The organism is Rhodoluna sp. KAS3 (assembly GCF_026000575.1).
In the GTDB taxonomy this organism is placed as follows: domain Bacteria; phylum Actinomycetota; class Actinomycetes; order Actinomycetales; family Microbacteriaceae; genus Rhodoluna.
This window is the reverse complement of record NZ_AP026910.1, coordinates 1202511-1224254: the sequence shown is the minus strand read 5'-3', so window position 1 is coordinate 1224254 and position 21744 is coordinate 1202511. Positions and strand designations below refer to the sequence as shown.

Here is a 21744-nt window from a genome sequence, read left to right as displayed (position 1 = left end):
TTAATCCTTGCGGCGCTTGGTTCCCATTGCAAAGGTTGAAGCAAATCCGAGTGCCATAAATCCGGCAGCAGCCCAACCGGTTGCCTGAACTCCAGTAGTAAAGCCCTGGTTGGCGGCAGCCTGAATATCGGCGGCGGCCTGCGGCGGCAACCCGGCCTGAATCATTCCGGCCTCAACGTATGGCAGGGCCGCACCGGCAGAATCCACAACCTGGTCGGTAAGTCCCTCAACCAGCTCGGTCTGCGCAGCCGCATCGATCGATGCAATCAACGGAACCTCGCGAAGGTTTTGCTCGCTGGCCACCTGAGTTGAGGTGAACAGAATCGTTCCCAAAACAGCGATGCCCAGCGCTGAACCAATTTGGCGAACCGTGCTCTGCGAGCCCGAAGCCTGACCAATTTTTTCGTTCGGAACATCAACCATGATCACGCCGGTCAGCTGGGCGGTGGCCAGACCGATTCCCATTCCGTAAATCATCAACCAAGCGGCTACTGACAGCCAGCCGCCCTCGATGGTGCCGAACAGGGCAATACCGGCAATACCAATTAGCTCAAGAGCAACACCGATGCGTACCGCGTTGGTGGCCGAAAGCTTGCCGCTCATCGCACCGCCGATTCCGGAAGCCAGGAATGAGCCGCCGGCAAGCCAAAGCAGAACCAATCCAGATGAAATTGCGCTGAGGCCAAGCACGTTCTGAAGCCACAGTGGGATTGCAAAAAGTAGACCGAACTCGCCCATCGAAATAATCAGTGCGGCAATTGAGCCGTTTCTGAAACTGCCAATTTTAAATAGGTCAAGGTCAAGCAGCACATTCTTGTGTGCGCGCTCACGAGCCTTCTCCCAGAGGGCAAAGAGCACAAAGAAGACCAACGAGATCCCGAGCGAAACCGGAATGATTGAAAGGCCTTCGGTTGGCCAACTGAAATCACCGATGGTGAAAACATTTGTGGTGCTGGCCTGCCACCAGCCATAAACACGGCCTTCGATTAGACCAAAAACTAGGGTGGCAAACATCACAACTGAGATACCTGCACCGACGTAGTCGATGCCACCTTCGCGGTGCTCTTGCTTAGATTCGCCAATCCAGTACAGCAGACCTGCAATAACCAACAGGCCTAGCGGCAGGTTGATGTTGAAAGCCCAGCGCCAGTCAAAGTCAGTGGCTAGCCAACCGCCAAGTACCGGCCCAACGGCCACCATTCCACCGATGGTTGAACCCCAAACGGCAAAGGCAATGCCGCGCTCGCGACCCTGAAAATTTGCGTTGACCAGCGACAGCGTGGTCGGTAGCACCATGGCTCCACCGACACCTTGGGCCACGCGGGCCATGATCATTTGGGCTGCATCTTGGCTAAAACCTGCCCAGACCGATGCCAGCACAAAGATGACCAAACCGATTACCAAAACTTTGCGGCGACCAATGCGGTCTGCCAGTGAACCCCAAACCAAAAGCAGTGAGGCAAAGACCAAAACGTAGCTCTCTTGAACCCACTGAACCTCGGTAGAGGTTAGGCCAAGGTCTTCGATGATGCTCGGAAAAATGGTGTTGACGATGGTTCCGTCGATGATAACCAGAGAGATGGCCAAAGAAATAAAGACAAGACCGATCCAACGGTTACGGGTATTTTGCATAGTGCCTAGGCTACCCGAGCCCCACGACGATTGAGCCGGCTTGCCCTACGCTACTGCCAGAATTGCGCTCGACAACAGGGCTATCATGATGCCCAACTGCTGGGTCTTGGCCAGCCGCTCTTTCAAAAAGATGCGGGCCAAAATGATGGTTCCGAGTGGGTAAAGCGCGGTCAAAACGCTCACCACAGTTAGTGATCCAAGTCGCATACCGGTCAAAAAGAAGATGTTGGCGCTGGCATCAAAAATGCCGGCCAGGGCCACCGAGATCCAATACTTGGCCGGAATCGGTTCGCGCTTTTCCTGTTTGACCCCGCGAGCCCGCATAAAAGCGGTCAGGGTAAAGATGCCAAGCATCGTGGCCGACATTCCCCTGAGCAAAATAACTGGGGCAAGGCCAGAGTCTGATGGGGCTTGGTCCACACAGATCAAAACCACACCGATGCCCACGCCGGCGATGATTCCTAAAATTAGTGCTCGAGTGGATGGCAGCCGAACATCCTCGCCCGGCACAAAGCCCACCAGAAAAACCGCCACCACGATGGCTGCGATGGCGCCGAAGCCAATCGGTGAAAATCGTTCACCCAAAAAGAAGCCAACAATCATCGGAACGATTGCCGAGACCACAGCTGAAAGGGGAGAGACTACTGAGATTGGCCCGATAGCCAAGGCGGCGTAAAGGGCGGTCATACCGATAGCCGCTGCAAAGCCCGCGGCGATTCCCCAAAACCAGGCACCCGGGCTAAAGGTGGCACCGAATATCAGGCTCATGATGGACACAAAGCCCAAACCAACCAGTCCAGCTAAAAATGTGACGGTGACCGGCTTGATCTTTTTGCTGGCTAGCGCGCCAAAAAAGTCGGCAAAGCCGTAAACCAAAGAGGTAGCAAAGCCCAGGATGATTGTGGTCACGCCTAAAGCCTAGTGATTGCCAGCTCTCTCGCCGGAATGTCCGGTTAAAGCAAAAACACCCTTTGACGTGAGATCTAAGGGTGTCTTCGTGGCTCCGACCGGCATCGATCCGGTGACCTAACGATTTTCAGTCGTTCGCTCTACCAACTGAGCTACAGAGCCAAGGTAAATTGCTTTACCTTTCAAAAAAGCCCCTCGAATGAAGGGCTCTTTTTGAGCGATCCTGACGGGACTTGAACCCGCGACCTCCGCCGTGACAGGGCGGCGCGCTAACCAACTGCGCTACAGGACCTTACTTTGGTGCTTTGGTACTTTGAAGCCTCGCTCTATAGTGACCCCAACGGGATTCGAACCCGTGCTGCCGCCGTGAAAGGGCGGTGTCCTAGGCCTCTAAACGATGGGGCCTACAAAGCGGATACTTCATAGCACCAAGAGAAAAGAATAGTGCTTGGTGCCGGTCTTGGCAACCCGAGACTGGATTCACAGGAAAGGTTCATGTAATTGTTTAGGGTTTCGTGTTAGTTTCGAAGCATGAAGTTACGGGTTTCTCGCGTCTTGGTTGCCTCTGCGGCGGTCACTGGCTTGCTCCTCACCGGGGCAGCGATCAGCCCATCATGGGCGGTTCCTGACTACCCAACCGCCGGCGAGGTCGCCGAAGCCAAGAACAATGTGACTGCCAAAAAAGAGATGATTGCTCGACTCGAGAAGATCATCGCTGACCAGCAGGTAGAGGCCGACAAACTCAGCAAAGCCGCGCTGATCAAGGCTGAACAGTTCAACCAAGCCCAAGAGCAGGTTGACATCATGACCACCAAGGTCAACTCACTTCAGAGCCAGGCTGACACCGCAAATGCACAGGCAGATGCGGCCAAAGAGCAGCTCGGCCAAATTGCTTCTCAGATGTACCGCGACGGCACCAGTGGAACCTCACTCAACCTATTTTTGAATTCCGGCGAAGCCGATGACCTGCTCTACCAATTGGGAGCACAAGAAAAGGTTGCCGATCAGAACGACGTAATTTATCGCCGTTCAATTGAAAAGCAGCTTTACGCACAGTCGGTCACTGACGAATTGAACGTTGCTAAAAAACAGTTGGCCGAAAAAGCAGCACTGGCCAAGTCGGCATTTGCTGAAGCCACCGATGCAGCCAATGCAGTCCAGGCACAGGTAGACGAGAGTGAGCGCGCAAACCGCACACTTTATGCACAGCTGGCCACCTTGCGAAACACCGCATCAGACCTAGAGCGCCAGCGTGCTGAGGGTTTGGCTGCTGAGGCCCGCCAGAACGCCGGAACCTCGATGCCTACCGCACCGGAGCTCTACACAGTTGGCGCACCTGACCAGGGCAAGGTCGAGACCATGTTCACCTTTGCCAAGGCTCAGCTTGGTGAACGCTACGTGCTTGGCGGCATGGGCCCAGATGTTTGGGACTGCTCGGGTATTACTAAGGCTGCGTACGCGAGCGCCGGAATTTACATCGGCACCCACTCAGCTACCAACCAGTTCAACACCATGGCAGCCAACAAGAAGTTGATTCCGCTGAACCAGGCGGTAAGCGGCGACCTAATGTGGTACTCAACCGAGAGCGCATTCAGTGGCGATAAGTATCACGTGGTGCTTTACATGGGCGGCGGCATGATGCTTGAGGCGCCAAACCCAGCACGAACCGTGAGAATTGTTCCGCTACGCTACGGCGAATTGTTCCGCTACGCAGGGCGCCCTTCAGCCTAAATTCTTGTATTCTCTGGTCATGACTGAACGTGAGCCACTGAGAATTTCACACATTGCCAAAGCACCCATCGGTGTGGTTTGGAATGCCTGGACGATTGCCGATCAGTTGGCGAAGTGGTGGGGCCCGCAGGGTTTGAAGCTGACCGTGGTGCAGGCCAATGTTGAACCTGGCGGCAAATTTCACTACCTGATGTCGAACGAAGACGGCACGCAAGAGCGCTTTGAAATGTGGGGCGGCTTTGATTACCTAACCGTTGACCGTCACCAAGAAATTGTCTTCATCAATTACTTCTCAGATGAATTTGGCGCGCGCGCAAGACACTACCTAAACCCGGACTGGCCGCTTGAGGTTTACAACACCCTCACCTTTGTCGAAGACGGCGATCAAACCCTGATTCACCTTGAAGGTGCACCGCTGAACGCCCAACCTCACGAGGTTGAGCTGTTCTACGCAAATGTCGAGTCGATGCGAATTGGCTTTGGAGCGACCTTCGCCCAGCTCGATGAATTCTTGGCTAGTTAGTGACCCTGAGCCTCAAAGCGCTCGTAAGCCTCTTTGATTAGACGCTCTGCAACGTCCTTGCCCTGCCACTCGCCAACCTTTACCCACTTGCCTGGCTCTAGGTCCTTGTAGTGAGAGAAGAAGTGAAGTAGCTCGTTCTTGGTCTGCTCTGGCACATCGTTGATGTCCTGGATGTGGGCCCAGCGTGGGTCCTTAGTCTGAACACAGATGACCTTCTCGTCAATGCCGCCGTCATCCTCCATAGGCAATACGCCAACTGGGCGGACATCCACAACAACACCTGGGAACACTGGGAACTCAAGAAGGACTAGAGCGTCAAGCGGGTCGCCGTCGCCGCCGAGAGTCTTGTCGAAGTAGCCATAGTCAACCGGGTAGACAAACGGAGTAAACAAAACGCGGTCTAGGTGCACGCGGCCGGTCTCGTGGTCAACCTCATACTTGTTGCGGCTTCCGCGAGGAATCTCAATTACTGCTTCGTAACCCATGGTTCTCCTAAATAGGCTTGAGGCGAGAGAAAATCTCGCAGGACTTCTAAAAGATTACCGAAAAGAGTGACTGTTGACTGAACGCCCGCGCTTGACCCCGGCAATTGCCGATGTTCGTCGCGCGGTGCGCGAATCTTTAGAGTTGGCCGGGGTCACCAAAGGGCAGTTGGTCTTGGTGGCTTGTTCGGGTGGGCCCGACTCACTTGCGCTCGCCGGAGCCTTGGCATTCGAGGGACCGCGCGCGGGCATCCGGGTGGGTGCCGTAATTGTTGACCACCAAATGCAGTCTGGCTCGGCAAGAGTGGCTCAAGACACCGCTCTTATTCTGACCGGGTTGGGGCTTGACCCGGTTGAGGTTGCAACGGTTGAAGTCGGCACAGTTGGCGGGCCAGAGGCCGCCGCCCGGGTTGCCAGGTACCGTGCGCTCGACGAAGCCGCTGCCAGGCTTGATGCCGTGGTCATTATGCTGGGCCACACTCTTGATGATCAGGCTGAGACCGTGTTGCTGGGCCTAGCCCGCGGGTCAGGCGCCAGGTCACTGAACGGCATGGCCATGCACTCGGGTCGCTACCTGCGCCCACTGCTTTCAGTCAGCCGAAAAACCACCCAGAGGTTTTGTGCCGATAGCGAATTAAAACCTTGGCTTGACCCGATGAATCACGACCCGCGTTACGCCCGAGTGCGTGTGCGGCTAAACCTGCTGCCAAAGCTAGAGCAAGAAATTGGTCCGGGAATTGCCGAGGCGCTAGTGCGCACAGCCGAGCAGCTTCGTGAAGACGATGAAGTTCTGTCGAGGCTGGCTGAAGCCTCTTACGCCGATATTGTGGCTACCAAATCAAACGCAATTCACATCGATGTGGCTGGGTTTAAGGCTTTGCCGTTGGCGATTCGGCACCGAGTTGTTGCCCGCGCGCTTGAGGTACTTGAGGCCCCAACTTTTGCCCGAGTACACATCTTGGCGGTCGACGAGTTGGTTGACCGGTGGCACGGGCAGAAACCGCTGACCCTGCCAGGCGTTAGAGTAGAACGACTGGGTGATTCAATCACCCTAAAGACCACTAAAACCCTCAAACCAGGAGCCTGCTAAGTGGACCTTTCGAAGGTAGCTAACGAAATCACCGAGGTGCTTGTCACCGAAGAACAAATTGCCACCCGAGTTGCCGAATTGGCAGCCGAGTTGGACTCAAAATACGCAGGCAAAGATGTGCTCTTGGTGGGTGTTCTAAAGGGTGCCGTCATGTTCATGGCTGACCTTTCACGCGCCATGCAGCTATCGGTGTCAATGGACTGGATGGCCGTCTCTTCATACGGTTCGGGAACAGTTTCATCTGGTGTGGTTCGAATCCTCAAAGACCTAGATGCTGACGTCCTAGGTCGTCACGTGGTCATCGTCGAAGACATCATCGACTCAGGGCTGACGCTCAGCTGGTTGGTCTCTAACCTCGAAGCCCGCGGTGCTGCCTCGGTCGAGGTTGTTGCATTGTTGCGCAAACCTGCTGCCGCAAAGGTGGAAGTAAATGTCGCACTCGTAGGTTTTGATATTCCGAATGAATTCGTTGTGGGCTACGGCCTCGACTATTCAGAGAAGTACCGCACGCTAAAGGGCGTGGCTGTGCTTTCTCCAGCGGTTTATTCCTAGAAAGGACTGAGGCAAGGCCTCAATCATGAACTTCAAGAAAATCCTCAGTGGTCCATTCGTCTGGATCTTTGTAGCTGTGATGGTCTTGCTCATCGGTTCGTCGATGATCAACGGCAACAGCGTAAAGCAGGTAACCACCGCCTACGGCCTAGAGCTCATCGAGAGCGGCAAGGCTGAGCAGGTCAAGGTACTGGGCAACGACCAGCGCGTTGACGTAACCCTGATCAACGAAGACGCCAAGTATGGCAAGAACGTTCAGTTCTACTACGTCACTGCTCGCGGTGACCAGGTTATCGAGGTAATTTCTAACGCCTCTATCTCTAAGGGCTACGACGATGATGTGCAAAACACTCCGTGGTACCTGGCGATTTTGGGCACACTGCTTCCGTTTGTCATCATCGGTTTGATTTTCTGGTTCTTGATGTCTGGCCTTCAGGGTGGCAACAGCAAGGTAATGAACTTTGGCAAGTCAAAGGCCAAGCTGATCAACAAAGAGCAGTCAAACAAGACCTTTGCCGATGTTGCCGGAGCCGACGAGGCCCTTGAAGAACTACAAGAAATCAAAGAGTTTTTGCAGGAGCCAGAGAAGTTCCAGAAGCTTGGCGCCAAGATTCCTCGCGGTGTTTTGCTCTATGGCCCTCCGGGAACCGGTAAGACTTTGGTTGCCAAGGCCGTAGCCGGTGAAGCCGGTGTGCCATTCTTTGCAATCTCAGGTTCTGACTTTGTTGAAATGTTTGTCGGTGTTGGTGCGTCGCGAGTTCGCGACCTATTTGACCAGGCCAAGCAGGCTGCTCCAGCGATTATCTTTGTCGACGAAATTGACGCCGTTGGTCGTCACCGCGGTGCCGGTATCGGTGGCGGTAACGACGAGCGCGAGCAGACACTAAACCAGCTTTTGGTTGAGATGGATGGCTTTGATTCAAAGACCAACGTGATTCTGATTGCGGCTACCAACCGCCCAGACATCCTTGACCCGGCTCTCTTGCGCCCGGGCCGTTTTGACCGCCAGATTGGTGTGGGTGCTCCTGACCTAATCGGGCGCGAGCAGATTCTTAAGGTTCACGCCAAGGGCAAGCCAATTGCCGATGACGTTGACATGGCCTCAGTTGCTCGGCGCACACCAGGTTTTACCGGTGCCGACCTAGCCAACGTATTGAACGAAGCAGCTCTATTGACTGCTCGCCAAAACGAAAAAGAAATTTCAGCAGCCACTCTTGACGAAGCAATCGACCGCGTTATCGGTGGACCGCAGAAGAAGTCACGCTTGATGCAAGACAAAGAGCGCCTAAACACTGCCTACCACGAGGCCGGCCACGCTTTGGTTGCGGCTTCGCTAAACCACAGCGACCCAGTGTCAAAGGTCACCATTTTGCCTCGCGGTCGCGCACTTGGTTACACCATGGTGTTGCCACTCGAAGATCGCTACAGCGTCTCAAGAAACCAGCTGCTAGACCAGATTGCCTACGCAATGGGTGGCCGCGTTGCGGAAGAGATCGTGTTCCACGACCCAACCACGGGTGCCTCGAATGACTTCGAAAAAGCCACTCACATTGCACGCGAGATGGTCACCAAGTACGGCTACTCATCGCAGTTGGGTTCAATCAGCTTTGGCGGCGGTGGCGAGGTTTTCATTGGCCGCGACATGGCTCAGGCTCGAGAGTACTCAGAGGCAACCGCTCAGCTTATTGACGCTGAGGTCCGAGCAATTCTTGATGCTGCTCACGACGAGGCCTACAAGGCACTGACCCTAAACCGCAAGGTTCTTGACGCCATGGCAAAAGAGCTCATGGAGCGCGAGACTCTTCAGGCTGAAGACATCGCAGTGATTTTCAAGCCGGTTAAGAAGTTGCCGCTTCGCCCACAGTGGTTGTCGAAGAAGACCCGACCTGTTTCAAAGCAGGGTCCAATCGAGATTCCGGTAAAGGGTTCGTCAGCTGAGAAGGCCAAGGTAGCTAAGGCTGCAGCGGTAAAGGCTGCCAAGCCTGCCAAGCCTGCGGCTAAAAAGCCTGCGGCGCCAAAGGCACCGGCAGCTAAGAAGCCAGTAGCACGCAAGCCGGCTGCACCAAAGAAGACCGAAGAGTAAACCTTGGTTGACACCGCGCGCATCAAAGCTGCAGTCGTTGAGCTGATTCAGGCCATCGGCGAAGACCCAACACGGAGTGAGCTTTTGGCGACTCCGCAGAAGGTGGCTGAGGCGTACGCGGAGTTCTTCAAGGGCGTGGGTGCCGATGCCGGCGAGACCCTGTCAGACACTTTCGAAGCAGAGCACAACGACGTTGTGATTCTCAAGGACATTGAGTTTGTTTCGATGTGCGAGCACCATCTATTGCCCTTCACCGGGGTGGCTCACATTGCCTACCTGCCAGACGACCGAGTGATTGGGCTTGGCCGCCTGCCTAAGTTGGTTGAGGTTTTGGCTGCTCGCCCGCAATTGCAAGAGAATCTAACCGCTCAGATTTCCGATGAGCTGGAGGCTGGGTTAGGTACCAAGGGTGTGGTTGTGGTCGTTGAGGCCCGTCACCACTGCGTGGTTTCTAGAGGCGCCCGCCAGCCTGAGGCAAACACCGTCACCATGGCAACGCGTGGTTGCTATTCAGAGCCGGCCGCACGCGCTGAGGTCATGGGCCTCATCTCTAAGTGAGATTGATTTCGAAATGACTTTCAACCGGCCCCTCGTAATGGGCGTTCTAAACGTCACGCCAGATTCATTCAGCGATGGTGGTGAATACACCTCAGTTGAGTCAGCTCTGGATCACGCCCGCCTGCTGATTATGGGTGGCGCCAACATTATCGACATCGGTGGCGAATCAACCAGGCCGGGTGCAGCTCGGGTGAGCCCAGAGATCGAATTGGCGCGAGTGATTCCGGTCATCGAAGCAATCGTTGAAGAGCTGCAGAAAATTGATCGTCGCGATGTGTTGATCAGCATCGACACCATGAATGCTTCGACCGCGTTGGCATCTGTTGCCGCTGGCGCCTCGATTATCAACGATGTTTCTGGTGGCCTGGCCGACGAAAAAATGTTTGGCCTGGCTGCCGCCTCTGGAGCAAAAATCATCATTTCTCACTGGCGTGGTTTTAGCGATGAGATGCAGAACAACGCCCAGTACATCGATGTTGCTCGCGAGGTTGCCATTGAGTTGCAGGCGCGGGTGGATGCTGCGATTGCAGCTGGAGTGAAGCGCAGCAAAATCATCATTGATCCGGGTCTGGGTTTTGCCAAGGACATGCAGCAAAACTGGCAGCTGGTTGCCCGTCTTGACGAGCTTGAGAAGTTGGATTTGCCGATTCTTGTTGGTGCAAGTCGCAAACGGTTTATTGCCGGTGCGCTTGAGCCAGGTCTTGAGCCTGAGGTTACCGAGATTTCAAATAACCGGAGAGATTTGGCGACAGCGGTTCTGACCGCCCTCCTGCTGCAGCGCAAAATATGGGGTGTACGTGTGCACAACGTAATTGCCACCAGCGATGCAATCTCGGTAGTCGAGGCATTGCGCCAGGGCAGCGAAGAGGGGCAGAGTTAACTCATGGCCACCGTTCAGCAGTTCAAAATTAAGCTCACCGGGCTCAAAGTTTTTGCGCACCACGGGGTGTTTGAGTTTGAGCGCGAAAACGGCCAGGAGTTTTTGATTGATGCGACCATCTGGGTTGCCGGTCACAAAGCTGCCATCACCGATGACCTGAGCAACACGGTTCACTACGGTGAGTTGGCCGAGGCCATTATCGAGAACGTGAAGCACGAGCCGGTCGACCTGATCGAGACTTTGGCCCAGCGCCTTTTGGATCTGGCCCTAAATTTCGGAGGGCCAGCCAGCCCGGTGCTCAAGGCAAAAATCACAGTGCACAAACCAAACGCACCAATTAATCATGAGTTTCAAGATGTTTCGGTCACCGTCAAGGCCAAACGCCGTTTTGACAAAGCCAGCGCAATTGGCAGTGAGGGCTAAGTCATGGCTGAACCGGTAAAGGCAATTTTGGCATTGGGCGGAAACCTCGGTAAGCGCCGCAAGACCATTCGCTCGGCACTCAAAGCGCTGGCGCTAACCCCGGGTATCAAGGGCGTTCTCTGCTCACCGCTGGTCGAATCGGTGGCATTGACCGAGGCCGGCACGGACGAAACGAAACCCAACTACCTAAACGGAGTGGTTCGAATCGAGACCACCCTGAAACCAAAAGAGTTGCTAAACGAGATTCGCCGAATCGAGACCGAGCACGGGCGAATTCGCCTTGAGCGTTGGGGCTCGCGAACCCTCGATATCGACATCATCACCTATGGCAACGAGATCAAGGTGGGCAAAGAGTTGACCCTCCCGCACCCTCGCGCTTCTGAGCGCGCATTCGTGCTGGTGCCTTGGTCGCTGCTTGAACCAGACGCTGTTTTGCCCGGATACGGATCAGTCAAAGAGCTGGCCGAGCCGATTAAAGATCAGGTCTGGCTAGTTAGATGAAGCCGACCAAAATTCAAACCCTTTTGGCTTGGGCTGTTTTGGCGGCTACCGCGGGCTACCTGGTTCCCCGCCTAATTGTTGCCAACGGCGGCCAGGTTCCGGTTGCAGCTTTCACCATGATTTTTACCCTGCCAACCGTAGCCATCCTGCTGGTCATATTTGCAATTCCCATGATCCGTCGAGCGCGAGCAACCAAGGCAAAGCCAGCCGCCCTGCTCAATCCGTTTTACGCAGTCCGAGTTGTGCTGCTAGCCAAGGCCATCGCAATCTCAGGTGCAATCTTTACCGGTTGGCACGCGGGTGTGGTCTGGTTACAGGCAACCTCGCCGGTGATTCCCGCCGGAATCTGGCCAAATCTTGCTGCGCTCATCGGTGCAATTTTGATGGTGGTTGCCGGCATAGTTATTGAGCGCGTTTGCCGCATTCGCGACGATGGCCGCGACGGTCAATCAGGCTCGGCAGGCGCTGGTTCAACCACCGAGGTGAATCCAGCTTGAGTAATGGAAGACTGGCTGTCGGAATCATCGGAGCTGGACCAGTTGGCGCTGTCTTGGGTCAGGCCTTGGCCTCAGCCGGCCACAACCTTATCGGTGTGGCAAGCGCCAGCCCGCAAAATCTTGAGCGCCTAGACGCACTGATTCCAGAGGTCCCGGTGCTGGCTATCCCTGACCTAATTGCCGTGGCAGACCTTGTGGTTTTAGCTATTCCGGCTGATCAAATTACACCTATGGTTTCTGGCTTGGCTGCCGCGGGTGTTTGGCGTGCGGGGCAGTTGGTGGCCCACACCGCCGGCGAGCACGGATACTCGGTCTTGGATCCGGCCTCTGGCGCGGGAGTGATTCCGCTGGCGATTCACCCAGCCATGACCTTTACCGGAACCAGCATGGACCTGGTCAAGATTCGCGAAAGTTACTTTGCGGTCTCGGCGCCAAATGTGGCCTTGCCGATTGCGCAGGCCTTGGTCATTGAGATGGGCGCCGAGCCAATTGTTGTTGCCGAGGCAGACCGCGCGACATATTTTGAGGCGGTATCGGTTGCTAACTCGTTCTCAAAGATGATTGTGAACCAGGCCATCGGATTGCTAGAAAACGTTGGAATCGAAAACCCTCGCGGGGTAATCGGGCCGTTGATTCGCAGTGCCGTAGAGCAAGCCCTAGCCGATGGTCACAAACCGCTCGACCCAGAGGAACTGCTGAGCTAATGCACATAGCCACCACGGTCTCCCAGTTAGCCACTGAGGTTTCGGTCGCGCGCTCTGAGGGTAAGAAAGTTGCCCTGGTGCCAACCATGGGTGCCTTGCACGCCGGCCACCTCTCGCTGATTGCCGCCGCGCGCAAGCACGCCGACTTTGTCGTGGTCTCGATTTTTGTAAACCCGCTTCAGTTTGGTGCCGGCGAAGACTTCGATAAGTACCCGCGCACACTTGATGCTGATGTTGAAAGCCTCGAGGTAATCAACACCGATGTCCTGTTTGCGCCATCGGTCGACGATGTTTACCCAGAGGGATCAGCGGCCAAACCAACCAAGAGTGCCGGAGGAATCGGTGTGGTTTATGAAGGCGCAGCCCGCCCCGGCCACTTTGATGGAATGCTGACCGTGGTTGCCAGGCTCTTTGACCTGGTGCAACCAGATTTTGCAGTCTTTGGGCAAAAAGATGCCCAGCAGTTGTTTTTGATTCAGCAGATGGCCAAGGCCGACTACCCGGCGCTTCAAATTGTGCCGGCGCCGACTGTTCGCGAACCAGGCGGTCTGGCAATGTCTAGCCGCAACCGCTATCTAGACGCCGCCGCCCACGAGGTTGCCGAGCAGCTATCGGCCGCCCTGCGTGCCGGACAAGCAAATGCTGCCAGCCCAAGTGCCGCTCTCGAATCTGCCCGGGCCTTTATGTCAAAGGCACCTGAGGCTAAACTTGATTACATTGCCTTGGTAGCGGCCAATTCTTTTGAACCAATCGATGATGAATTCAAAGGTCGCGCGCTATTGCTAATTGCAGCGGTTGTCGGCCAAACCCGACTGATCGACAACATCGAAATAACTTTTTAGGAGCACTCGCATGAGTCAAGACTCAACTGCTGGCATTGCCAACAACGAGATTGAACAGGACCTTGAGCAAGATTTGCCTGAGCAAATTGCGGTCCGCTTGGCCAAGCGTGAGCGCCTAAACGAAACCAGCGATGCCTACCCAGTTAGCGTTCCGGTTACCCACACCATCGATGGCGTCCGTGCTGCTTACCCTGATCTAGAAATCGATGTTGCAACCGGGGACAAAGTTGCCCTCGCAGGTCGCATCGTGTTTCAGCGGAACACCGGCAAGCTTTGCTTTGCCACTCTTCAGGCTGGTTCGGGCCAGCGTATTCAGGCCATGCTTTCGCTGGACAAAGTTGGCGAGGACCGCCTAAACGAGTGGAAAGAGCTCGTTGACCTAGGTGACCACGTATTTGTATCGGGTGAGGTCATCACCTCAAAGCGCGGCGAGCTTTCAATTTTGGCCGACGAGTGGTTGATGGCTGCCAAGACCATTCGCCCACTGCCTAACCTGCACAACGAGTTGGGCGAGGAGTACCGTGTCCGCCACCGCTATGTGGACCTAATTGTTCGCGATCGTGCCCGCGAGGTAGTTCAGATTCGCTCGAAGGTTATGCAGTCTTTGCGCCGCACCTTTGAACAAGAAAACTTCATCGAGGTTGAAACCCCGATGCTTCAGACCATTCACGGTGGTGCTTCGGCCCGCCCATTCAAGACTCACTCAAACGCCTTTGACACCGAATTGTTCTTGCGCATCGCGCCCGAACTGTTCTTGAAGCGTGCGGTTGTTGGCGGCATTGACCGCGTCTTCGAAATCAACCGCAACTTCCGCAACGAAGGCGCCGACCGCACCCACTCGCCAGAGTTTGCAATGTTGGAGTCGTACCAGGCCTACGGTGACTACAACTCAATCGCCGACCTAACCCAAAAGCTGATTCAAAATGCCGCGATGGATGTCTTTGGCACCCACCAGGTTGAGCTTGAAGACGGCGAGATCAACGACCTTGGTGGCGAGTGGCCACGAATTTCAATGTACGAGTCACTTTCTGAGGCTTGCGGTCAGACCATCACCCCAGAGACTTCAATTGCAGACCTTAAGAAGTTGGCTGCTTCGGTTGAGATCGAGATCGAACACCCGCTTCACGGAAAGTATGTTGAAGAACTTTGGGAGCACTTTGTTAAGGGTGACCTGGTCAAGCCAACCTTCGTAATTGACTTCCCTGTTGATACTTCACCGCTGACCCGTGATCACCGCTCAAAGCCAGGTGTGGTTGAAAAGTGGGACCTCTACATTCGCGGTTACGAACAGGCAACTGGTTACTCCGAGTTAGTTGACCCGGTTATTCAGCGTCAGCGATTTGTTGAGCAGGTAACCTTGGCCGCCGCCGGCGACCCAGAGGCCATGAAGCTTGATGAGGACTTCTTGAAGGCTCTCGAATTTGGAATGCCACCTTCAGGTGGAATGGGTATGGGAATCGACCGTCTACTAATGAGCCTTACCGGGCTCGGAATTCGCGAAACAATCATGTTTCCGTTGGTGAAGTAATCATGGATCTACAGGTTCTTTGGGATGCACTCTTGGCTCTCGTGCCACCGGTGTTTGTTGGCGGTATCTTCTGGGTCATGATGCGCGGAATCCTGCGCGCTGACTCTAAAGAGCGCAAGGTTTACCAGGAGATGGAAGCTCAGATTCGCGCCGAGCGCGAGGCAAAAGCCGGCAAATAAGCCCGCAAAATCGGCAACAAAGTAAATAAATTCTCAACACGCCGACACGATTAGGCAAACTACATCTAGTGTCATAAACTGATGCAACAACTAAATAAGCCATTTTTCGGTAAAAACCAGCAAAATCAAGGGTTTACCGAACATCGCATAGATGCGGTGTCAGGGGGGAATGGCTTAGTTGCTGCAAAACAGTTCTTTAGAGGAGAGATTTATGACTATCACCGTTTACACCCTGCCTTCATGCGTGCAGTGCGACAGCACCAAAAAGCTGCTTGACCGCAAAGAACTTGAGTACGTTTCTGTTGACATGAGCGAGGACGAGGCAGCTCTTGAGCTAGTCAAGTCACTTGGCTATGCACAGGCTCCAGTAGTAGTTGCTGGCGACAGCCACTGGTCAGGTTTCCGCCCTGACAAGATCTCAGCACTCGGCGCAGCCTAAAAAACTGCTCATGCTAGACGTCGTTTACTTTTCGAACGTCTCTGAGAACACCAAACGCTTTGTTGAGAAGCTGGATGTTCGGGCTTTCCGAATTCCACTTCACGCTTCCGAGCCACCGCTTCAGGTAACCCAGCCCTATGTACTGATCTCTCCGACATACGGGGCAGGTGATGACCTCACCAGTGTTCCAAAACAGGTGATTCGGTTTCTCAACGACCCTGAAAACAGAAAAAACGCTAAAGCCGTCATCGCAGCTGGCAACACCAACTTCGGCGACAAGTACTGCAGAGCCGGCGAGATTATCTCGCTCAAGCTTCAGGTACCCCTGATTTACAAATTCGAATTACTAGGCACCCCGTATGACGTGGCGGCCGTAGAAGAAAAGATGGAACAACTGTGGAAAACACTCTGATTGAGAAGGCCCCTCGCACCGGATACAGCTACCACGAGCTGAACGCAATGCTGAACTTGTACGACAAAGACGGCAAGATTCAGTTCGACAAAGACAAGCAGGCTGCTCGCGAGTACTTCCTAGAGCACGTGAACATGAACACCGTGTTCTTCCACAACCTCAAAGAGCGCCTTGACTACCTGGTCGAGCACGACTACTACGAGAAGCCAATTCTTGACGCCTACGGCTTCGACTTCCTGCAGAAGATCCACGACTTCGCTTACTCATTCAAGTTCCGTTTTGAGTCATTCCTGGGTGCCTTCAAGTTCTACACCAGCTACGCGCTAAAGACCTTTGATGGCAAGCACTACCTAGAGCGCTTCGAAGACCGCGTGGTCATGGTGGCACTTACCCTTGCCGAGGGCGACGAAGACCGTGCACTGATGTTGGTTGAAGAAATGATCACCGGTCGTTTCCAGCCGGCAACTCCAACCTTCCTAAACTGTGGCAAGGCCCAGCGCGGCGAGTTTGTCTCATGCTTCTTGCTTCGTACCGAAGACAACATGGAGTCAATCTCACGTGCCATCAACTCATCGCTGCAGCTTTCAAAGCGTGGCGGCGGTGTTGCCCTTTCACTAACCAACATCCGTGAATCAGGCGCACCGATCAAGAAGATTGAAGGCCAGTCATCGGGTGTTATCCCGGTTATGAAGATGCTGGAAGACGCATTTAGCTACGCAAACCAGCTTGGCGCACGCCAGGGTGCGGGTGCGGTTTACCTAAACGTTCACCACCCAGACATCATGAAGTTCCTCGACACCAAGCGCGAGAACGCTGACGAGAAGATTCGTATCAAGACCCTGAGCCTTGGTGTGGTTATTCCAGACGTCACCCTTGAGCTGGCTAAGAACAATGACGACATGTACCTGTTCTCTCCATACGATGTAGAGCGCGTGTACGGTGTTCCGTTCAGCGACATCTCAGTCACCGAGCACTACCAGGACATGGTCGACGACGCTCGCATCCGCAAGACCAAGATCAAGGCTCGCGCTTTGTTCGAGACCATTGCTGAGCTTCAGTTTGAGTCGGGCTACCCATACATCGTTTACGAAGACACCGTGAACCGCGAGAACCCAATCGCTGGCCGCATCAACATGTCAAACCTTTGCTCTGAGATTCTTCAGGTCAACACCCCAACCACTTACAACGCTGACCTCAGCTACAAGGATGTCGGCAAGGACATCTCTTGCAACCTCGGTTCGTTGAACATTGCCAAGGCAATGGACTCACCAGACTTTGGTCGCACCATTGAGGCATCTATCCGTGCTTTGACTGCTGTCTCTGACCTGAGCAACATTGATTCAGTGACCTCAATCAAGTACGGCAACGATGAGTCTCACGCGATTGGTCTGGGCCAGATGAACCTTCACGGTTACCTGGCACGCGAGCGCGTTCACTACGGTTCTGAAGAAGGTATTGACTTCACCAACATCTACTTCTACACCGTTCTGTTCCACGCTCTAAAGGCTTCAAATACCATTGCTCGCGAACGAGGCAAGGCATTTGGTGGTTTTGAAAACTCAAAGTATGCAACCGGTGAGTTCTTCGACAAGTACACCGATAAGGTTTGGTCTCCTGAGACCGAGCGCGTTGCAGAGTTGTTTGCCAACGCCGGTATCGAGATTCCGAACCAGGAAGACTGGCGCCAGCTAAAGGCTGCAGTCATGAAGGACGGTATCTACAACCAGAACCTTCAGGCTGTTCCACCAACCGGTTCGATCTCTTACATCAACAACTCAACCAGCTCGATTCACCCGGTTGCGTCAAAGATTGAGATTCGTAAAGAGGGTAAGTTGGGCCGCGTTTACTACCCAGCTCCATACCTAACCAACGACAACCTTGAGTACTACGACGACGCCTACGAAATCGGCCCAGAGAAGATCATTGCCACCTACGCAGCTGCAACCCAGCACGTAGACCAGGGTCTTTCACTGACCTTGTTCTTCAAAGACACCGCAACCACCCGCGATGTTAACAAGGCCCAGATCCAGGCTTGGCGCGCAGGCATCAAGACCATCTACTACGTACGTATTCGCCAGATGGCCCTCGAGGGTACCGCTGTCGATGAGTGCGTAAGCTGCATGCTCTAGAAATTATTTAGACCCCATCCAAGTTCAGTTTTAAACCTGCAAAGAGAGAAGAAAATGACTGCCACAACGCTAAGTGGAATCACTCGTCCGGTGAACTGGAACAAACTCGAGGACTCAATGGACCTCGAGGTTTGGAACCGCCTCACCTCAAACTTCTGGCTGCCTGAAAAGGTACCGATGTCAAACGACATCCCTTCATGGGCAACTCTTCGCCCAGAGGAGCAGAAGCTAACCATGCACGTATTCACCGGTTTGACTCTGCTGGACACCATCCAGGGAACCGTCGGTGCAATCTCACTGATTCCTGACGCGCTAACCGCTCACGAAGAAGCTGTGTACACCAACATCGCTTTCATGGAGTCAGTGCACGCCAAGAGCTACTCATCGATTTTCTCGACCCTGTGTTCAACCGATGAGATCGAAGAGGCGTTCCGCTGGTCAGAGGACAACCCTTACCTTCAGAAGAAGGCCGAGATTGTTCTTGGTTACTACCGCGGTGACGACCCGCTAAAGCGCAAGGTTGCCTCAACTTTGCTTGAGTCATTCCTGTTCTACTCAGGTTTCTACCTGCCGATGTACTGGTCATCACGCGCCAAGCTCACCAACACTGGTGACTTGATCCGCTTGATCATCCGTGACGAAGCCATTCACGGTTACTACATTGGCTACAAGTTCCAGAAGCAAATGGAACTTGAGACCCAAGAGCGTCGCGACGAGTTGAAGGCGTACACCTACGACTTGCTACTTGAGCTGTACGAAAACGAGATCAAGTACACCGCTGACCTTTACGACCCACTCGGCTTGACCGAAGACGTAAAGCACTTCTTGCACTACAACGCCAACAAGGCCCTGATGAACCTAGGCTTTGACCCGTTGTTCCCTAAAGAGGTGTCAGAGGTTAGCCCAGCAATTCTGTCTGCGCTTTCACCAAACGCTGACGAGAACCACGACTTCTTCTCAGGTTCAGGTTCGTCTTACGTAATCGGTAAGCACGAGGCCACCGAGGACGACGACTGGGACTTCTAGTCACTCAAATTCACCAAGAAAAGACCCGGGCTTTGGCTCGGGTCTTTTCGTTTTCCCTACAGCGAACAAGCCCCCACAGCCGGATTACCCGACTTAGCATTTCTATTAGACAGCTATAACCAAAGCTGGCGAATGGAGTAAAAATGTTCGAGAAATTCACCGACAAGGCTCGTCGAGTTGTTGTGCTGGCCCAAGAAGAAGCCAAGCTGCTCAACCACAACTACATCGGCACCGAGCACATCCTGTTGGGTTTGATTCACGAGGGTGAGGGCGTAGCCGCTAAGGCTCTAGAGTCGCTCGGCATCAACCTAGATTCCGTTCGCGAACAGGTTCAAGAGATCATCGGTCAGGGGCAGCAGGCTCCGTCTGGTCACATTCCATTCACGCCGCGCGCAAAGAAGGTGCTCGAGCTTTCACTGCGCGAGGCTCTGCAGCTAGGCCACTCATACATCGGCACCGAGCACTTGCTTTTGGGGCTGATCCGCGAGGGTGAGGGTGTTGCAGCCCAGGTGCTAACCAAGCTTGGCGCAGACACCAACCGCGTTCGCCAGCAGGTAATCCAGTTGCTTTCAGGGTTCCAGGGTAAAGAGACCGTTGCAGTTGGCGGAGACAACACCGAGAAGCAAAAGGGCTCTCAGATTCTTGACCAGTTTGGACGCAACCTGACCCAGGCTGCTGCCGAGGGCAAGCTTGACCCAGTAATTGGTCGCGAGCGCGAGATCGAGCGCGTGATGCAGATTCTTAGCCGCCGCTCAAAGAACAACCCAATCCTGATTGGTGAACCGGGTGTCGGAAAGACCGCGGTGGTTGAGGGTTTGGCTCAGGCCATCGTCAACGGCAATGTGCCTGAGACCCTCAAGGGCAAGCAGCTTTACACCCTTGACATGGGTTCACTCATCGCTGGTTCACGCTACCGCGGTGACTTTGAAGAGCGCCTAAAGAAGGTCACCAAAGAAATCCGAACTCGCGGTGACATCATCACTTTCATCGACGAGATTCACACCTTGGTTGGTGCGGGTGCTGCCGAAGGCGCCATCGATGCCGCATCAATTTTGAAGCCATTGCTTGCGCGCGGTGAACTGCAGACCATCGGTGCCACAACACTTGACGAGTACCGTAAGCACTTTGAAAAAGACGCAGCGCTTACCCGCCGATTCCAGCAGGTAACCGTTAACGAGCCATCTTTGCCTCAGGCCATCAACATTCTTAAGGGTGTTCGTGACCGCTACGAGGTGCACCACAAGGTTTCAATCACCGATGGCGCCTTGGTTGCCGCGGCTCAGCTATCTGACCGCTACATCACCGACCGATTCTTGCCAGACAAGGCAATCGACTTAATCGATGAAGCGGGTGCGCGTTTGCGCCTGTCGATCCTGTCGTCTCCACCGGAGATTCGTGAAATCGAAGAAAAGATTGTTGCTCTCAAGGTTGAGAAAGAAAAGGCTATCGAGGCTCAGGAATTTGAGCTAGCCGCAGCAAAGCGCGACGAAGAAAAGAAGTTGAATGCCGAGCGCGCCCGCATGGAGCGCGAGTACCGCCAGGGCAACGTGGCAGCGCAGGGCATTGTTGACGAAGGCCTAATCGCTGAGGTTTTGGCTCAGGCCACCGGTATTCCGGTGTTCAAGCTCACCGAAGAAGAGAGCGCCAAGCTCATCTTCATGGAAGACGAACTTCACAAGCGCGTTATCGGTCAAGAAGACGCCATCGCTGCGATTTCTAAGTCAATCCGTCGCCAGCGTGCCGGCCTCAAGGACCCTAACCGTCCTTCGGGCTCGTTCATCTTTGCCGGACCTACCGGTGTTGGTAAGACTGAGCTAGCCAAGGCTTTGGCCGAGTTCTTGTTCGATGACGAGGGTGCGCTCATCTCGCTCGACATGTCTGAATACGGCGAAAAGCACACTGTCAGCCGCCTATTCGGTGCCCCTCCGGGCTTTGTTGGCTTCGAAGAGGGTGGTCAGCTAACCGAGAAGGTTCGCCGCAAGCCATTCAGCGTGGTTCTATTCGACGAGATCGAAAAGGCTCACCCAGACATCTTCAACTCGCTGCTTCAGATTCTTGAAGAGGGCCGATTGACTGATGGTCAGGGTCGCGTCGTTGACTTCAAGAACACCATCATCATCATGACCACCAACCTCGGAACTCGTGACATTTCGCGCGGCACCATGGGCTTCTCGCTCGAGGGCAGCGCTGCAAATGACTACGAGATCATGAAGGGCAAGGTCAATGAGGAGCTCAAGAAGAACTTCAAGCCTGAGTTCCTAAACCGTGTTGATGAGACCATCGTGTTCCCTCAGCTAACCAAGCCTGAACTAGTTCAGATTGTTGATCTATTCATCAAGCGCCTTGGTGTTCGCCTAGAAGACCGCGACATGACCATCTCAGTAACCCAGGCAGCTAAAGACCGCCTGATTGAGATCGGCTTTGACCCAGCGCTAGGTGCCCGACCACTCCGTCGTGCAGTCCAGCGAGAAATCGAGGACCGCCTAAGCGAGAAGATCATGCACGGTGAGGTTAAGAACGCCTCTGACCTCGAGGTTGATTTTGTCGATGGCGAATTTGTATTCACCAACAAGGTTCGTGAAGCACTCACGGCAATGTAATTTGAAAAAGCAAAAACCCCGTCG

22 protein-coding genes and 3 tRNA genes are annotated in these 21744 nt (G+C 54.3%); 19 read left to right on the top strand and 6 right to left on the bottom strand.

What is annotated here, in order from left to right; translation table 11 throughout:
• The 5 genes from OO731_RS06180 to OO731_RS06160 all read right to left on the bottom strand — a co-directional run bounded on the left by OO731_RS06180 (position 1) and on the right by OO731_RS06160 (position 2946).
• Positions 1-1632, bottom strand: coding sequence for an MFS transporter (locus OO731_RS06180; protein WP_264890065.1), 1632 nt, complete (start codon positions 1630-1632; stop codon positions 1-3).
• A 45-nt stretch (positions 1633-1677) separates the two neighbouring features.
• A complete protein-coding gene (locus OO731_RS06175; RefSeq protein ID WP_264890064.1) occupies positions 1678-2541 on the bottom strand; it encodes a DMT family transporter in 864 nt (287 codons plus the stop codon).
• 89 nt (positions 2542-2630) lie between these two features.
• A tRNA-Phe gene (locus tag OO731_RS06170) sits at positions 2631-2703 on the bottom strand.
• 56 nt (positions 2704-2759) lie between these two features.
• Positions 2760-2833, bottom strand: a tRNA-Asp gene (locus OO731_RS06165).
• 40 nt (positions 2834-2873) lie between these two features.
• A tRNA-Glu gene (locus OO731_RS06160) sits at positions 2874-2946 on the bottom strand.
• 126 nt (positions 2947-3072) lie between these two features.
• On the opposite strand from OO731_RS06160, the gene OO731_RS06155 reads away from it, so the two are divergent.
• Both OO731_RS06155 and OO731_RS06150 read left to right on the top strand, forming a co-directional pair.
• Positions 3073-4272 (top strand): NlpC/P60 family protein, encoded by a 1200-nt coding sequence (locus tag OO731_RS06155; RefSeq protein WP_138315881.1) that lies wholly within the window; start codon positions 3073-3075, stop codon positions 4270-4272.
• 19 nt (positions 4273-4291) lie between these two features.
• Positions 4292-4795 (top strand): SRPBCC domain-containing protein, encoded by a 504-nt coding sequence (locus OO731_RS06150; RefSeq protein WP_264890063.1) that lies wholly within the window; start codon positions 4292-4294, stop codon positions 4793-4795.
• On the opposite strand, the gene OO731_RS06145 is transcribed toward OO731_RS06150, so the two are convergent.
• Positions 4792-5280 carry an inorganic diphosphatase gene (locus OO731_RS06145; RefSeq protein ID WP_138275875.1) on the bottom strand — a complete coding sequence of 163 codons (489 nt, stop codon included), beginning with the start codon at positions 5278-5280 and terminating at the stop codon, positions 4792-4794. The two genes, OO731_RS06150 and OO731_RS06145, sit on opposite strands and share 4 nt — an antisense overlap.
• 70 nt (positions 5281-5350) lie before the next feature.
• Between OO731_RS06145 and tilS the strand changes: the two genes are divergently transcribed.
• The 17 genes from tilS to OO731_RS06060 all read left to right on the top strand — a co-directional run bounded on the left by tilS (position 5351) and on the right by OO731_RS06060 (position 21720).
• A complete protein-coding gene (tilS, locus tag OO731_RS06140) occupies positions 5351-6367 on the top strand; it encodes a tRNA lysidine(34) synthetase TilS (protein WP_264890679.1) in 1017 nt (338 codons plus the stop codon).
• Positions 6368-6919, top strand: coding sequence for a hypoxanthine phosphoribosyltransferase (gene hpt, locus OO731_RS06135; RefSeq protein ID WP_138275873.1), 552 nt, complete (start codon positions 6368-6370; stop codon positions 6917-6919).
• 25 nt (positions 6920-6944) lie between these two features.
• Positions 6945-9002, top strand: a complete 2058-nt coding sequence (gene ftsH, locus OO731_RS06130; protein WP_264890062.1) for an ATP-dependent zinc metalloprotease FtsH — start codon at positions 6945-6947, stop codon at positions 9000-9002.
• Between the two features lie 3 nt (positions 9003-9005).
• Entirely contained in the window at positions 9006-9560 is a 555-nt protein-coding gene (gene folE / locus OO731_RS06125; protein ID WP_264890061.1) for a GTP cyclohydrolase I FolE, read from the top strand.
• 13 nt (positions 9561-9573) lie between these two features.
• Positions 9574-10440 (top strand): dihydropteroate synthase, encoded by an 867-nt coding sequence (gene folP / locus OO731_RS06120; protein ID WP_264890060.1) that lies wholly within the window; start codon positions 9574-9576, stop codon positions 10438-10440.
• Positions 10441-10443: 3 nt separating this feature from the next.
• On the top strand, positions 10444-10863 hold the full coding sequence (gene folB, locus OO731_RS06115) for a dihydroneopterin aldolase (protein WP_264890059.1): 420 nt from the start codon (positions 10444-10446) through the stop codon (positions 10861-10863).
• Positions 10864-10866: 3 nt separating this feature from the next.
• Positions 10867-11364: a 2-amino-4-hydroxy-6-hydroxymethyldihydropteridine diphosphokinase gene (folK, locus tag OO731_RS06110; protein WP_264890058.1), complete on the top strand. Its 498-nt coding sequence runs from the start codon at positions 10867-10869 to the stop codon at positions 11362-11364.
• Entirely contained in the window at positions 11361-11861 is a 501-nt protein-coding gene (locus OO731_RS06105; protein ID WP_264890057.1) for a DUF3180 domain-containing protein, read from the top strand. Before folK ends, OO731_RS06105 begins: the two co-directional genes overlap by 4 nt.
• A complete protein-coding gene (locus tag OO731_RS06100; RefSeq protein ID WP_264890056.1) occupies positions 11858-12565 on the top strand; it encodes a DUF2520 domain-containing protein in 708 nt (235 codons plus the stop codon). Before OO731_RS06105 ends, OO731_RS06100 begins: the two co-directional genes overlap by 4 nt.
• Complete coding sequence (gene panC, locus OO731_RS06095; RefSeq protein WP_264890055.1) at positions 12565-13407, top strand: pantoate--beta-alanine ligase; 843 nt, start codon at positions 12565-12567, stop codon at positions 13405-13407. The genes OO731_RS06100 and panC overlap by 1 nt, the downstream gene beginning before the upstream one ends.
• A 10-nt stretch (positions 13408-13417) precedes the next feature.
• A complete protein-coding gene (gene lysS, locus OO731_RS06090) occupies positions 13418-14935 on the top strand; it encodes a lysine--tRNA ligase (RefSeq protein ID WP_264890054.1) in 1518 nt (505 codons plus the stop codon).
• 2 nt (positions 14936-14937) lie between these two features.
• The gene (locus tag OO731_RS06085) at positions 14938-15114 is read left to right on the top strand and encodes a hypothetical protein (protein ID WP_264890053.1); all 177 of its coding nucleotides are present in this window, start codon (positions 14938-14940) and stop codon (positions 15112-15114) included.
• 211 nt (positions 15115-15325) lie between these two features.
• Positions 15326-15553 carry a glutaredoxin-like protein NrdH gene (gene nrdH / locus OO731_RS06080; protein WP_138275865.1) on the top strand — a complete coding sequence of 76 codons (228 nt, stop codon included), beginning with the start codon at positions 15326-15328 and terminating at the stop codon, positions 15551-15553.
• 10 nt (positions 15554-15563) lie between these two features.
• The gene (nrdI, locus tag OO731_RS06075) at positions 15564-15965 is read left to right on the top strand and encodes a class Ib ribonucleoside-diphosphate reductase assembly flavoprotein NrdI (protein WP_264890052.1); all 402 of its coding nucleotides are present in this window, start codon (positions 15564-15566) and stop codon (positions 15963-15965) included.
• Positions 15950-18094, top strand: a complete 2145-nt coding sequence (gene nrdE / locus OO731_RS06070) for a class 1b ribonucleoside-diphosphate reductase subunit alpha (protein ID WP_264890051.1) — start codon at positions 15950-15952, stop codon at positions 18092-18094. Before nrdI ends, nrdE begins: the two co-directional genes overlap by 16 nt.
• 54 nt (positions 18095-18148) lie before the next feature.
• Positions 18149-19120 carry a class 1b ribonucleoside-diphosphate reductase subunit beta gene (nrdF, locus tag OO731_RS06065; RefSeq protein ID WP_138275863.1) on the top strand — a complete coding sequence of 324 codons (972 nt, stop codon included), beginning with the start codon at positions 18149-18151 and terminating at the stop codon, positions 19118-19120.
• Between the two features lie 143 nt (positions 19121-19263).
• Positions 19264-21720 (top strand): ATP-dependent Clp protease ATP-binding subunit, encoded by a 2457-nt coding sequence (locus tag OO731_RS06060; RefSeq protein ID WP_264890050.1) that lies wholly within the window; start codon positions 19264-19266, stop codon positions 21718-21720.
• Positions 21721-21744 lie beyond the last annotated feature (24 nt).